This window comes from Luteibacter sp. TLI7-4A (assembly GCF_056754745.1).
The window spans coordinates 2,355,601-2,369,789 of sequence record NZ_JBPGWO010000001.1; the positions used below are offsets into that span (position 1 = coordinate 2,355,601).

At 66.5% G+C, this 14,189-nt stretch carries 14 protein-coding genes; all 14 read left to right on the top strand.

Annotated features, from left to right (window positions below; all coding sequences use genetic code 11):
• Window positions 1-5: 5 nt before the first annotated feature.
• Entirely contained in the window at window positions 6-884 is an 879-nt protein-coding gene (gene tsf / locus ACR9Y6_RS10405) for a translation elongation factor Ts (protein ID WP_481281209.1), read from the top strand.
• 340 nt (window positions 885-1,224) lie between these two features.
• Window positions 1,225-1,947, top strand: a complete 723-nt coding sequence (gene pyrH, locus ACR9Y6_RS10410; protein WP_426287011.1) for a UMP kinase — start codon at window positions 1,225-1,227, stop codon at window positions 1,945-1,947.
• Window positions 1,948-2,047: 100 nt separating this feature from the next.
• On the top strand, window positions 2,048-2,605 hold the full coding sequence (frr, locus tag ACR9Y6_RS10415) for a ribosome recycling factor (protein ID WP_426287010.1): 558 nt from the start codon (window positions 2,048-2,050) through the stop codon (window positions 2,603-2,605).
• Window positions 2,606-2,625: 20 nt separating this feature from the next.
• Window positions 2,626-3,363, top strand: a complete 738-nt coding sequence (uppS, locus tag ACR9Y6_RS10420) for a polyprenyl diphosphate synthase (protein WP_481281210.1) — start codon at window positions 2,626-2,628, stop codon at window positions 3,361-3,363.
• 12 nt (window positions 3,364-3,375) lie between these two features.
• On the top strand, window positions 3,376-4,194 hold the full coding sequence (locus ACR9Y6_RS10425) for a phosphatidate cytidylyltransferase (protein ID WP_481281211.1): 819 nt from the start codon (window positions 3,376-3,378) through the stop codon (window positions 4,192-4,194).
• A gap of 3 nt (window positions 4,195-4,197) precedes the next feature.
• Entirely contained in the window at window positions 4,198-5,382 is a 1,185-nt protein-coding gene (locus tag ACR9Y6_RS10430; RefSeq protein ID WP_481281212.1) for a 1-deoxy-D-xylulose-5-phosphate reductoisomerase, read from the top strand.
• A 46-nt stretch (window positions 5,383-5,428) separates the two neighbouring features.
• On the top strand, window positions 5,429-6,772 hold the full coding sequence (gene rseP / locus ACR9Y6_RS10435; RefSeq protein WP_481281213.1) for an RIP metalloprotease RseP: 1,344 nt from the start codon (window positions 5,429-5,431) through the stop codon (window positions 6,770-6,772).
• 162 nt (window positions 6,773-6,934) lie between these two features.
• Window positions 6,935-9,355 (top strand): outer membrane protein assembly factor BamA, encoded by a 2,421-nt coding sequence (bamA, locus tag ACR9Y6_RS10440; protein ID WP_481281214.1) that lies wholly within the window; start codon window positions 6,935-6,937, stop codon window positions 9,353-9,355.
• A 75-nt stretch (window positions 9,356-9,430) separates the two neighbouring features.
• A complete protein-coding gene (lpxD, locus tag ACR9Y6_RS10445) occupies window positions 9,431-10,459 on the top strand; it encodes a UDP-3-O-(3-hydroxymyristoyl)glucosamine N-acyltransferase (protein ID WP_481281215.1) in 1,029 nt (342 codons plus the stop codon).
• On the top strand, window positions 10,456-10,929 hold the full coding sequence (gene fabZ, locus ACR9Y6_RS10450) for a 3-hydroxyacyl-ACP dehydratase FabZ (RefSeq protein ID WP_429197761.1): 474 nt from the start codon (window positions 10,456-10,458) through the stop codon (window positions 10,927-10,929). The genes lpxD and fabZ overlap by 4 nt, the downstream gene beginning before the upstream one ends.
• Window positions 10,926-11,699 (top strand): acyl-ACP--UDP-N-acetylglucosamine O-acyltransferase, encoded by a 774-nt coding sequence (lpxA, locus tag ACR9Y6_RS10455; protein ID WP_481281216.1) that lies wholly within the window; start codon window positions 10,926-10,928, stop codon window positions 11,697-11,699. Before fabZ ends, lpxA begins: the two co-directional genes overlap by 4 nt.
• 24 nt (window positions 11,700-11,723) lie before the next feature.
• Window positions 11,724-12,953, top strand: coding sequence for a lipid-A-disaccharide synthase (lpxB, locus tag ACR9Y6_RS10460; protein WP_481281217.1), 1,230 nt, complete (start codon window positions 11,724-11,726; stop codon window positions 12,951-12,953).
• 10 nt (window positions 12,954-12,963) lie between these two features.
• Entirely contained in the window at window positions 12,964-13,608 is a 645-nt protein-coding gene (gene rnhB, locus ACR9Y6_RS10465) for a ribonuclease HII (protein ID WP_481281218.1), read from the top strand.
• Window positions 13,609-13,720: 112 nt separating this feature from the next.
• Window positions 13,721-14,086, top strand: coding sequence for a hypothetical protein (locus tag ACR9Y6_RS10470; protein ID WP_481281219.1), 366 nt, complete (start codon window positions 13,721-13,723; stop codon window positions 14,084-14,086).
• The last annotated feature ends 103 nt before the right edge of the window (window positions 14,087-14,189 follow it).

Sequence of the window (14,189 nt, forward strand, 5' to 3'; positions counted from 1 at the left end):
TTACCATGGCTGAGATCACCGCGGGCCTCGTCAAGGAACTGCGTGAGCGTTCCGGCGTAGGCATGATGGAGTGCAAGAAGGCACTCGTCGAAAACAACGGCGACATCGAAGCGGCGATGGAATGGCTGCGCAAGAACGGCCTCGCCAAGGCGGACAAGAAGGCCGACCGCGTCGCCGCCGAAGGCCTGATCGCCGTCGCCCAGAAGGCCGGCAAGGCCGTCCTGGTCGAAGTCAACAGCGAAACCGACTTCTCCTCGCGCAACGAACAGTTCATCCAGTTCACCAAGGACGTCGCCAACGTCGCCCTCGAGTCCGGCGCTGCCGATATCGATGCGTTGAAGGCCACCAAGCTCGGTGACAACACGGTCGAGGACGGCGCCAAGGCGCTCACCCTCGTGATCGGCGAGAAGTTCGACGTGCGCCGCATGGCGAAGGTCGAAAACGACGGCCCGATCGGCGCGTACTCGCACAGCGGCCGCATCGGCGTGCTGGTGACCCTCAAGGGCGGCTCGGAAGAGCTGGCCAAGGGCATCGCCATGCACGTCGCCGCGATGAACCCCAAGTTCATCAAGGTGGAAGACGTCCCCGCCGACTACGTCGAGAAGGAAAAGGAAATCGCGCTGAGCCAGATGTCGGAGAAGGAAAAGGCCAAGCCGGCCGACATCCTCGACAAGATCGTGACCGGCAAGATCAACAAGATCCTCGCCGAAGCCACGCTGGTCGGCCAGCCGTACGTGCTGGACGGTGATATCACAGTCGCCGAGGCCCTGAAGAAGGCCGGCGCCGAGATCATCACGGTGCAGCGCCTCGCCGTAGGCGAAGGCATCGAGAAGGTCGTAGACGACTTCGCGGCCGAAGTGATGAAGCAGGCCGGCCTGGCGTAAGCCCTCCCCGCCTGATGGAAGAAAAAGGCCGCGAGCGATCGCGGCCTTTTTTTGGGCCCGTTGGAAGACTTGGTGACCCGGATGGAAGCCAGCCCCGGTGGGAGCCGGCTTTGGTGGGAGCCGACCCTGTCGGCGATGGGTGCTTGCCTCGACCTGGCCCGCTGCCGCGGGATCGCCGACAGGGTCGGCTCCCACCAGGGCACTCAACCGCGCCCTCACCGCACCCCTACCTTCCCGCCGCTTCCCAAAAACGCGATGCGCGACAGTTTTTCACATTCCTGTCATGACTCCCGGCGCGCTAAACTGCCAGCGTTTTGCCCCACACAATCTGGAGATCCCCATGAGCAATCCGCTGAACCACCGCCGTATCCTGCTCAAGCTCTCCGGTGAAGCCCTCATGGGTAGCGAGGATTACGGGATCGATCCCAAGGTGATCGGCCGGCTCGCGAAGGAAATCCTCGAAGTTCGGGACGCCGGGGTACAGGTCGGCGTCGTCATCGGCGGCGGCAACATCTTCCGCGGGGCCGGCCTGGCCGCCTCGGGCATGGACCGTGTCACCGGCGACCACATGGGCATGCTCGCCACCGTCATGAATGCGCTGGCCATGCAGGACGCCATCGAGAAGCTCGGCGGCGAAGCCCGCACCATGAGCGCGATCAAGATCAACGAGGTGTGCGAGGACTTCATCCGCCGCCGCGCGATCCGCCACCTCGAGAAAGGCCGCGTGGCCCTGTTCGCCGCCGGCATCGGCAACCCCTTCTTCACCACCGACTCCGCCGCCGCCCTGCGCGCCGTGGAAGTCGGCGCCGACCTGCTGCTGAAGGCGACCAAGGTCGACGGCATCTATTCAGCCGATCCCAAGCGCGATCCCACGGCCCAGCGTTACGACCACCTCACCTACAACCAGGTGATCGAGCGCCGCCTGGAAGTGATGGACACCGCCGCCATCGCCCTGTGCCGCGAGAACAAGCTGCCGCTGCGCATCTACGACATGACCCAGCCGGGCAATCTCATGAGGATCATGCGGGGCGAGCCGGTCGGCACCCTCGTCGACGCGGGCTGACGCCCGGCCGTCACCGGCATCTCCTTGGCGCGGTGCGGCACGGCCGCGCCGCCCGCGCTGCTATACTCGCTTGCTGACCTGTTCGACCGGAATTACGTCCATGATCAACGACATCAAGAACGATGCCCAGACCCGCATGGGCAAGAGTATCGAATCGCTCAAGCACGACCTGAAGACCATCCGCACGGGCCGCGCCAACCCTTCGATCCTCGACAACATCGTCGTGCCCTACTACGGCACGCCCACCCCGCTGTCCCAGGTCGCCAACGTGACCACGCCGGACGCGCGCTCGCTGTCGGTCAAGCCCTTCGACAAGAGCATGGTCGGCCCGATCGAGAAGGCCATCATGGCTTCCGACCTCGGCATCACCCCGACCACCATGGGCATGGACATCCGCCTGAACTTCCCGCCGCCGACCGAGGAGCGCCGCAAGGAGCTCGCCAAGAGCGTGGCGAAGGAAGGCGAGGCCGCCAAGGTGGCCATCCGCAACGTGCGCCGCGACGCCGTGCAACACGTGGCCAAGCTCTTCAAGGACAAGGAAATCACCGAGGACGACCAGAAGCGCGCCGACGACGATATCCAGAAGCTCACCGACAAGTTCGTCAAGGAAGTGGACGACGTGGTGAAGGAAAAGGAAAAGGAGCTGATGGCGCTCTGACGCGCCATCGGACCCTACCCATGGCAGCGAGGCCCGAAGCCGGGGTGCCACGCCACCTCGCCATCGTGATGGATGGCAACGGCCGCTGGGCCAAGCAGCGCCTGCGCCCGCGCACGTTCGGCCACCACGCCGGGCAGAAGGCGGTGAGGGAAGCGGTGGAGTTCTGCCTCCGTCGCGGCATCGCCTCGCTGACCCTGTTCGCCTTCTCCAGCGAGAACTGGCGGCGCCCGCCCACCGAGGTCTCGGCCTTGATGGAGCTCTTCCTGAAGGCGCTCGACAAGGAAGTGGACGAACTCCACGGCAATGGCGTGCGCATCCGCTTCGTGGGTGACCTCGACGCCTTCGCGCCCGAGCTGAGCGCACGCATGCGCGCCGCGATGGAGCGGACCGCCGCCAACACCGCGCTCAACATGAACGTGGCGGTGAACTACGGCGGGCGCTGGGACATCGCACGAGCGGCCCGGCTCGCGGCGGAAGCCGTCGCCCGTGGCGAGTTCAACGCCGAAGACATCGACGAAACACGCCTGCACGGCTACACCTGCCTCGCCGACCAACCGCCGCTCGATCTCTTCATCCGTACCGGCGGCGAGCGCCGGGTAAGCAACTTCCTGCTCTGGCAGATCGCCTATGCCGAGCTTTATTTCACCGACACCCTGTGGCCCGACGTCGACCAGGCCTGCCTCGACGAGGCCCTCGACGACTATGCCCGCCGCGAGCGCCGTTACGGGCGCACCGGCGAACAGGTCGCCAAAGGCTGACGCCGGAACCCCATGCTGAAACAACGCATCACCACCGCCGCGATCCTCATCCCGTTGGTCCTGGCCCTGATCCTGCTGCCGCCCACCGGCTTCTTCGCCGCGCTGGTCGCCATCGTCTTCGTCGGCGCCGCGTGGGAATGGAGCCTGCTGGCCGGCTGCCGCACCCCGGTCGGCCGCGGTATCGTCGCCGGCGTCGCCGCCGCGATGTTCGTCGCCTTGCTGGTCGTGCGCACGCCGGGCCTGCTCACCGTGGTGACGCTGGCAGGCGTGGCCTGGTGGATCGGCTGTTGCTTCTGGCTGCGCCACTTCAGCTTCGCCGCCGCGCCTAACGCCGAGAACCGCATGCTCAAGCTGGGCGTGGGCGCCTTCGTGATCGTGCCGACCCTGGCCGCCGCGATCCTCATGCACAGCGGCGAACGCGGCAACTGGTGGACCCTGCTTTCCCTCGTGATCGTCTGGTTCGCCGATACCGGCGCCTATTTCAGCGGCCGCCATTTCGGCCGGCGCAAGCTCGCCCCGCGGATCAGCCCGGGAAAGACCTGGGCCGGCGTCTACGGCGCCATCGTGGCCGGCGGCCTCGTCACGTTGCTTGGCGGGTTCCTGCTGGGGGTGCGCGAAGGCTGGCAACTGGCCGGCCTCGCGGTATTGGGCGTGGTCACCGTGGCGATCGCGGTGGTCGGCGACCTCTTCGAAAGCCTCATGAAGCGCCACGCCGAGGTGAAGGATTCAGGCGACCTGTTCCCGGGCCACGGCGGACTCCTGGATCGCCTCGACAGCGTCTTCGCCGCGCTGCCGGTGTTCGCCGCCGGCAAGCTGTTGCTGGGGCTCTGAGCCATGGCCGTCCGCCAGGTCGCCGTGCTCGGCGCCACCGGTTCCATCGGCGGCAGCACGCTCGACGTCATCGCCCGCCATCCCGGGCGCTTCCGCGCCGCCGTGCTGGCCGCCAACCGCGATACCGCCTCGCTGGCCAGGCTGTGCGAGCGCTTCCGGCCCGAACTCGCCATCGTGGCCGACCCTTCGATGGAGGCGGACCTGGCTCGCCGCCTGGCCGCGGCCGGTGTGCGCTGCGATATCGCCTCGGGGCACGAAGCCGTCACCCAGGCCGCCGCGGGGCCACGGTGCGACACCGTCGTCGCCGCCATCGTCGGCGCGGCGGGACTCGACTCGACCCTCGCCGCCGCACGCGCGGGCAAGCGCCTGCTCCTGGCCAACAAGGAATCCATCGTGATGGGCGGGGCGCTGCTGCTCGAGGCGTTGCGCCAGGGTGGCGGCGAGCTGATTCCCATCGACTCCGAACACAACGCCATCTTCCAGTGCCTGCCGGGCGGGCGGCCCGACCTGCAACGCTCGGGCGTCCGCCGGCTCGTCCTCACCGCCTCGGGCGGCCCCTTCCGCGGCCGCACGCGCGCCGACCTGGGCGCGGTCACGCCGGACGAGGCCTGCGCCCATCCCAAGTGGGCCATGGGCCGGAAGATCTCGGTCGACTCGGCCACGCTGATGAACAAGGGCCTGGAAGTGATCGAGGCCCACCACCTGTTCGCCGCGCCGGTGGACGCGATCGAAGTGGTGGTACACCCGCAGAGCCTGGTCCATTCCATGGTCGACTACGTCGACGGCTCGGTGCTGGCCCAGCTGGGCAACCCCGACATGCGCACGGCCATCGCCTGCGCGCTCGCCTGGCCGGAGCGGATCGAGGCGGGCGTGGCCCCGCTGGATCTCGCCGCCCATGCCCGCCTCGACTTCGAGGCACCCGACACCGATACCTTCCGCTGCCTCGCCCTGGCCTTCGAGGCCTTGCGGACGGGCGGCGACGCCACGGCCATCCTCAACGCGGCCAACGAAGTGGCGGTCGAGGCCTTCCTGGCGGGAACCCTCCCCTTCCTCGGCATCGCGGAGCTCGTCGAACGGGTACTTGAGGAACTGCCAGCCCAACCCGTGGTCGATGTCCAGTCCCTTGTGGAACGTGACGCCGAAGCACGCAGGGTGGCCCGGGACGTGCTTCACCGCGCTTACTGCTAAACTCGCTCCACCCAAACGTTTTTTTATTCGAGACCCTCTCTCTCCGATGAGTCCTGTCCTAGGTTCCGTGTTCTGGCTGCTGGTTACGCTCGGCGTACTGGTGACCTTCCACGAATTCGGCCACTACTGGGTCGCGCGCCGCTGTGGCGTGCGCGTGCTGCGCTTTTCGGTCGGTTTCGGTCGCCCGCTGTGGCGTCGCGTGGCCAAGGACGGCACGGAATACCAGATCGCCGCGATTCCGCTCGGCGGCTACGTCAAGATGCTGGACGCCCGCGAAGGCGACGTCTCGCCCGCCCAGCGCGACGAGGAATTCACCGGCAAGTCGGTCTGGAAGCGCATCGCCATCGTGGCGGCCGGCCCGGCCTTCAATCTCATTTTCACCATCGCCGCGTTCTGGGCGATGTACATGGTCGGCAAGCCGGACGTGGCCCCCGTGATCTCCGCCCAACCCGGCAGTGTCGCCGCCGTGGCCGGCATCCGCCCGGGCGACCGCATCGTCGCCATGAACGGCGATCCGGTGGGCAACTGGAGCGAGGCGACCGAAGTGCTGGCCAATGGCCTGCTCGGCAACGATCCCCTCCCGGTGCGGGTCACCGGCACCGATGGCGCCCAGCGCGACGTCGTGCTGCCCTTGCAGAACCTCGACACCAACGGCGATATCGGCAAGCGGTTCACCCAGCTCGGCCTCGGCCTGCAACTCCCGGCCATCGTGGGCCAGGTGGTCCCCGGCGATCCCGCCTCCCTCGCCGGCATGCGCATCGGCGACCGCATCCTGTCCGTCAACGGCAAGCCGGTGTCCGACTTCGGTGACTTCACCAAGCTGGTTCCGGAACAGGCCGCGATATCGCCGAAGATCGCCGTCACGGTCCAGCGAGACGGGCAGCCGAAGACGTTCGAGATCACCGCCCGGATGAAATCAGAGCAGGGCCAGCCCACCCGCTGGCTGATCGGCGTGGCACCCCGTCCCATGGAGGAGGCCACGCTGCGCTACGGCCCCGTGCGCGCCTTCAGCGAGTCGCTGCGCGCCACCTGGACGGGCACCGCGTCCACCTTCAACCTGATCGGCAAGATGCTGTCCGGCGAGGCCTCCACCAAGAACCTCTCCGGTGTCATCGGCATCGCCCAGGTCGCCAACGATTCCGCCAATCGTGGCCTCGGCTGGTTCCTGAACTTCCTGGCCCTGGTGTCCCTGAGCCTCGCGATCTTGAACCTCCTGCCCATCCCGGTCTTGGACGGTGGACACCTGCTGTATTACCTTATCGAGTTGATCAAAGGCAGCCCGGTCAGCGAACGCACCATGATCGCCGGCCAGTACGTGGGTATCGTCCTCTTGTTCACGTTGATGGGGCTGGCGTTCTTCAACGACATCCAGCGAATGCTCGTCTCGTGACGGGGATCCACGCGTTGCGCGGAACCCACTCACCGTATCACCCAGGCTATGGACGCTCGCGCGTCCTGCGCCGAACGACGCAGGGCATGAGTCCTGCGCGTGCTCCTCTTCGGTCGCCGGCCTCGTCCGCCGTCGGCTGGAATTAACCCAACGGAATCGACGATGAAGCGTATCGCCGCCCTGATCTTGCTTGCCTCCCTGTCCGCCAATGCGCTTGCCTTCGAGCCGTTCGTCGTTTCCGACATCCGCATCGACGGCCTCACGCGCATCGCGCAGGGCACGGTGCTGAGCTACCTTCCGATCGAGAAGGGTGAAACCCTGAGCGACGACAAGGCGCAAGCCGCCATTCGCGCCCTTTACCAAACCAAGTTCTTCAGCGACGTCGAACTCGACCGCCAGGGCGACATCCTGGTGATCAAGGTCGTCGAGCGCCCGGCCATCGCCAAGCTCACGTTGCGCGGCAACAAGGACATCAAGGAAGACGACCTGCGCAAGGGCCTGAAGGAAATCGGCCTGGCCGAAGGCGAGACCTTCGACCGCCTGTCGCTCGACCGCGTGCAGCAGGAACTGATCCGCCAGTACTACAACCGCGGCAAGTACAACGTCTCGGTCGACCCGCATGTCACCCGCCTCGACCGCAACCGCGTGGCGATCGACATCGAGATCCGCGAAGGCAAGGCGGCGAAGATCAAGGAGATCAACGTCATCGGCAACAAGGCCTTCGCCGACAAGGACATCCGCAAGGGCTTCGAATCGAACACCTCCAACTGGCTGTCCTGGTATTCCAAGGACGACCAGTACTCGCGCGAGAAGCTTTCGGGCGACCTGGAAAAGCTCAGCAACTACTACATGAACCGCGGCTACGCCGACTTCGGCATCGATTCCACGCAGGTGGCCATCAGCCCGGACAAGCGCGCCATGTACGTGGACGCCAGCGTCAAGGAAGGCGAGGTCTATACCGTCTCCGACGTGAAGCTGCTCGGCGAACTCATCCTGCCGGAAGACACCCTGCGCAAGCTGGTCTTCATCCATAAGGGCGACACCTTCAACCGTGGCGCCATCGAGGCCAGCACCGACGCGATCAAGGGCATCCTCGCCAACATCGGCTACGCCTTCGCCAAGGTCACGCCGATTCCGAAGCTCGACAAGGACAAGCGCACCGCCGACCTCACGCTCTTCATCGAGCCGGGCAAGCGCGTGTATGTCCGCCGCGTGGTCTTCCAGGGCAACACCCGTACGGAAGACGAAGTGCTGCGCCGTGAAATGCGCCAGCTCGAAGGCGCCTGGTACTCGCAGGGCGCGATCGACCGTTCGAAGACCCGCCTGCAGCGCCTGGGCTATTTCAAGACCGTGGACATCGACAAGGCGCTGGTGCCCGGCACCGTCGACCAGGTCGACCTCACCGCGAAGGTCGAGGAACAGTCGGCGGGCTCGCTGATGTTCGGCGTCGGCTACTCGCAGTACTCCGGCATCATCCTGTCGGCCTCGGTCTCGCAGAACAACTTCCTGGGTACCGGCGACCGCTTCTCGATCGGCGCTGAAACCAGCACGTACTACAAGCGTGTCAACGCCAGCTACACCAACCCGTACCTGACCGACTCCGGCGTGCAGATCGGCTACAACCTGGGCTACAGCAAGCTGGATTACGGCGACACCGATCTGGCGAACTACACCTACAGCACGAAGTCGTTCGAAACCACGCTGTCGGTCCCCATCACCGACTTCGACTCGGTGTCGACGAGCCTGGGCGTCAGTTCCAACCTGATCAACACCTCGTTCTACACGCCGCAACAACTGGTGGCGTACCAGAACGCCCTGGGCAACAAGACGATCCATTCGTGGACCTCGAGCCTGGGCTACACCCACGACACCCGTAACAGCTACTGGGCACCGACCCGCGGCGGCCAGCTGACGGCCTCGATCTCGGGCGCGTTGCCGGGCTCCACCGTCCAGTTCTACAAGCTGTTCGGCGAAGCCAACCACTACTGGCCGGTCGGCAAGGGCTTCGTGCTCTACCTCGACGGCCAGATCGGCTACGGCAAGACCTACGGCCAGACCTACGACAACGATGGTTACGCCGTCAATGCCGACGGTACCCGTGGCGCGAAGCTCTACAGCAAGGGCGACAAAGTGGAGTTCCCGTTCTGGGAGAACTACTACGCCGGCGGCGTGCGCGACGTGCGCGGCTTCCAGGACAACACCCTGGGCCCACGCCTGTGCGACGGCGGCAGCACGACCTCGGTGCCGAACAGCAAGGGCCAGTGCACGGGCGGCTACTACAGCTACGGCCAGCCCGTCGGTGGCGCGTTCAAGGTGCTCGGTACGGCGCAGGTCTTCCTGCCCCTGCCCTTCCTGAAGGACGTGAACACGGCCCGTGTCTCCTGGTTCGTCGACGTCGGTAACGTCTACAAGGACTACGGTTCCTTCGACGCCAGTGACCTGCGCGCCTCCACCGGCCTGTCGCTGCAGTGGCAGGCGCCGATCGGCCCGCTGATCATCAACTTCGCCGTGCCGTTCCGTAAGAAGGATGCCGACAGCCGCTTCGTCGAACGCATCCAGTTCACCTTCGGCAATACGTTCTAACCGCGGTCTCCAGCGAAGACCCTGTAGAATCATGGGGGTGGCCAGGTGCCACCCCTTTTCTTTTGGGAGCGTTCCGTGAGCGGGAATCCGCAATTCACCCTGGCCGAACTGGCCGCCCGCTTCGACCTCGAAGCGCACGGCGATCCGGCCACCGTCGTGGACGGCGTCGGCACCTTGTCGGCGGCGACCCCGAACCAGTTCACCTTCCTGTCGAACCCCAAGTACACCTCGCAGCTGGCCGAATCGCGAGCCGGCATCGTGGTGCTCGGCGCCGACGCGTTGCCCCTGCGCAAGGGGGCCGCGCTGGTGGCGAAAGATCCCTACGTCGCCTATGCGAAGATCGCCGCCCTGTTCGAGAAACATGCGGCGGCACCGCGCGGCATCCACGTCAGCGCCGTGGTCTCGCCCTCGGCGCGCGTCCATCCCACCGCCAGCGTCGGACCCTGCTGCGTGATCGAGGACGGCGCGGTGATCGAGGAAGGCGCGGTCCTGGGCCCGCACTGCTCGATCGGCCCCGGCTGCGTCGTCGGTGCCGGCAGCCGCCTGGTCGCCCGTGTCACGCTGGTGATCCGCGTGACCCTGGGCGAGCGCGTGCTGGTCCATCCCGGTGCCGTGATCGGTTCCGATGGCTTCGGCCTCGCCTTCGATCGCGATCACTGGGTGAAACTGCCGCAACTCGGCGGCGTGCGCATCGGCAACGACTGCGAAATCGGCGCCAACACCACCATCGACCGCGGCGCCCTGGAAGACACGGTGCTCGAGGAAGACGTGCGCCTGGACAACCAGATCCAGATCGCCCACAACGTGCATATCGGTGCGCACACCGCCATGGCCGGTTGCTCGGCGGTGGCGGGCAGCGCGAAGATCGGCCGCTATTGCCTCATCGGCGGCAACGCGGGTGTCCTCGGCCACCTCGAACTGGCCGACCGGGTTACCATCACGGCGAAAAGCCTCGTGACGGCATCGATCAGGGAACCCGGCGAATACTCGTCCGGCTCCCCGCTGCAGGAAAACCGCCTGTGGCGGCGCAACGCGGCGCGCATGAAACATCTCGACGAGTACGCGCGCCGCCTGGCGGCGCTGGAAAAGGATAAAGGGCAATGACCGAATTGAAAGCTGCCGTGACGCTCCCTGTCGACGTGGAGCAGATCCAGCGGCTCCTGCCGCACCGCTACCCGTTCCTGCTGGTGGACAGGGTGATCGAGATCGAACCCGGCAAATGCATCACCGCGATCAAGAACGTCACCATCAACGAGCCGTTCTTCCAGGGCCACTTCCCCGGTCATCCGGTGATGCCGGGCGTGTTGATCGTCGAGGCCATGGCACAGACCGCCGGCCTGCTGACCCAGATCACCAGCCAGATCGACGGGAACGCCGGCAGCCCGCTGTTCTACCTGGTCAAGGTGGACAACGCCCGCTTCTCCGCGGTCGTGGCGCCAGGCGACCAGCTGCGGATGGAAGTCTCGCTCAAGCGCCTCATCCGTGGCATGGGCCTGTTCGAGGCCAAGGCCCTGGTCGACGGCAAGGTGGTCGCCTGTTGCGAACTGATGTGCGCCGCAAGGAGCGACAAATGATCCATCCCACCGCGCAGATCGATCCGTCCGCGCGCATCGCGGACAACGTCGCCATCGGTGCGTACAGCATCGTCGGCGCGGAGGTCGTCATCGGCGAGGGCACGACCGTCGGTCCGCACGTGGTGATCGAAGGTCCGACCGTCATCGGCCGCGACAACCGCATCTCGCAGTTCGCATCCATCGGCGGCCCGCCGCAGGACAAGAAGTGGCAGGGTGAGCGTACCGAGGTCGTCATCGGCGACCGTAACCTCATCCGCGAGTTCGTCACGATCAATCGAGGCACCGGCGACGGGGGCGGCATCACCCGGATCGGCAACGACAACTGGCTGCTCGCCTACGTGCACATCGCGCACGATTGCCAGGTGGGCAACCATGTGGTGTTTTCCAACTATTCGGCGCTGGCCGGACATGCGGAGATCGGCGACTGGACGATCCTTTCCGGCTATTCGGGCGTGCACCAGTTCTGCAAGGTGGGCGCGCATGCGTTCATCGGCATGGGTTGCCTGGTCGGATCGGACGTACCGCCGTTCGTGATGATGGCCAACGAGACGCGAGGCCGGCCCCGCGGCATCAACAGCGAAGGGCTCAAGCGCCGCGGCTTCGACACCACGCGCATCGCGGCGATCAAGCGCGCCTACCGCACGCTGTACATGGCCGGCCTGCCATTGGCCGAGGCCCGCGAGCAGTTGCTCGCCCAGGCCGAGACCAGCGAGGACGTGCGCCAGATGCTCGAGTTCATCGATCGCAGCGAGCGCTCGCTCGCCCGCTGACATCCGCTGCGGGAAACACACACCATGCAGCAGAAGAGCAACCCCTCGGCCGAAACACCGTTGATCGCCCTCATCGCCGGCGAGGATTCCGGCGACCAGCTCGGCGCCGATCTCATCGATGCGCTGCGGGCACGCTTTCCGGGCGCCCGCTTCGCCGGTATCGGCGGCCCGCGCATGCTCGCGCGCGGCTTCGAATCCTGGTACGACATCCGCGAACTGTCGGTCATGGGTTTCGCCGAAGTCGTGAAGCACCTGCCGCGGCTGCTCCGCCTGCGTCGGGAACTGCTGGCCAGGCTCTTCGCGGCGAAGCCCGCCCTCACCATCGGCATCGACGCACCCGACTTCACCCTCGGCGTGGAGCGCAAGCTCAAGGCCGCCGGCCTGGTCACGGCCCACTACGTCAGCCCCTCCGTATGGGCATGGCGCGAAAAGCGCGCCGAGAAGATCGGCCGCTCGGCGGAGCGCGTGCTCTGCCTGTTCCCGATGGAGCCGCCGATCTATGCGAAGCATGGCGTCGACGCGCGCTTCGTCGGCCATCCCCTCGCCGACCGCTTTCCGATGGTGGCCGACCGTGACGGCGCACGCGACGCGCTAGGCCTTCCCCACGACGCACCCGTGCTCGCCGTCCTGCCTGGCAGCCGCCCCAGCGAGATCGAGCGCGTGGGCGCCATCTTCATCGAAGCCGCGCGGCGCATCGCATCGGCCATGCCGGCGCTGCGCATCGTCGTTCCGGCAGCCAACGAGCGCGTGCATGCGCGGCTCACCGAACTGCTACGCGATTTTCCAGGTACGCCACCGCTGTTGACGGACGGCCATGCCCACGACGCCATGGTGGCCGCCGACGCGGTACTGCTCGCCTCGGGCACCGCCACGCTGGAAGCCATGCTGGCCAAGCGGCCGATGGTGGTCGGCTACCGGGTATCGCCGACCAGCTATCGCATCGCGCGGATGCTGCGCATGCTGAAGACCGACGTGTACAGCCTGCCCAACATCCTCGCCCGCGCCTGCGGCCTGGGCCGTGGCCTCCTGGTGCCCGAATTCATGCAGGACGACTGCACGGCCGGGAACCTCGCCCAGGCCACCCTGGAACTGCTCGGCGACAGCGAACGCCGCGGCGCTATCGTGGCGGCCTTCGAGTACCTGCACCAGGAACTGCGCGGAGGCCTCGAAGGCCGTGCGGCCGACCATGCCGCGGACGCCGTGGCCGACCTGGTGGTGGCGTCCGGCTTGCCCGTCACGCCCACCGGGCACTAGGCTTCCACCCATGCCACGCAAGCGCAACGTCACTTCCCAGCTCGCCAGCGACCTCATCGTCGCCGGGGTGGACGAGGCCGGACGGGGGCCGCTCGCCGGGCCCGTGGTGGTTGCCGCGGTGATCCTCGACCCCGCCCGTCCGATCCGCGGTCTCAACGACTCCAAGCAATTGACCGAAGACGTGCGCGAGAAGCTCTACGGCCGGATCGTCGAGCGCGCCCTCGCCTACTGCGTGGTCTTCGTCGACCACCAGGAAATCGACCGGATCAATATCTTCCAGGCGACGATGGTGGGCATGACCCGGTCGCTCATGGGCCTCTCGCTCAACCCGCACCTGGCCCTGATCGATGGCAACCGCCTGCCGCGCTCACTGCCCTGCGAAGGCCGCGCCGTGATCGGCGGCGACGCCACGGAACCGGCGATCAGCGCCGCGTCGATCCTCGCGAAGGTGAGCCGTGACCGGCACATGCACGCGCTGGACGCGTTGCATCCCGGTTACGGCTTCTCCAGGCACAAGGGCTATGCCGTGCCCGAACACCTCGATGCCCTGGACAGGCTCGGCCCTTGCGAAGTGCACAGGCGCAGCTTCGCGCCGGTGAAGCTCTGGTATCCGGAGCTGGCCGAGGTCAGCGGCGATCTCTTCGAGCCGGCCTGAGCCACGCCGGCCCCATCGGAAAGATCCTAAAGTCAGGCCGAAACCTGCCGATACGAGGGCTAACGCCCTCTCCCGAGGGTGTGCACCTATCCCCTATCGACAGGTACCACCCATGAAGAAGATCGCCATCGCCGTCGCACTGTTCGTCGCCGCGCCGTTGTCCGCCCACGCCGCCTGTGCCGCCAAGGATTTCACCATCGACGGTTTCGCCGTCAAGCTGCAGCAGGGCTCCGGCCAGCCGCGTTTCAGCATGAAGGGCAACCTCGTCAACAAGTGCGGCGAAGCCGCCGCCGCGCAGATCCGCATCGACGCGAAGGACGCGTCCGGCAAGGTCGTCGCCAGCAAGCAGGGTTGGCCGGCCGGCACCTCCAACATCGAACCGGGCAAGAGCGTCGACTTCGACCTGGGCCGCCTGTTCCGCTATTCGCCGGACATGCAGGACTACACCGTGGTCGTGTCCGACGTGAAGGCCTGGTAAGACAAGGCACGCTCTGGTGGGAGGGCCTGGCAAGACGAGGCTGACCCTGGTGAGAGGCCTGGAAGACAAGTCTGACTCTGTGGGAGCCGACCTTGTCGGCGAT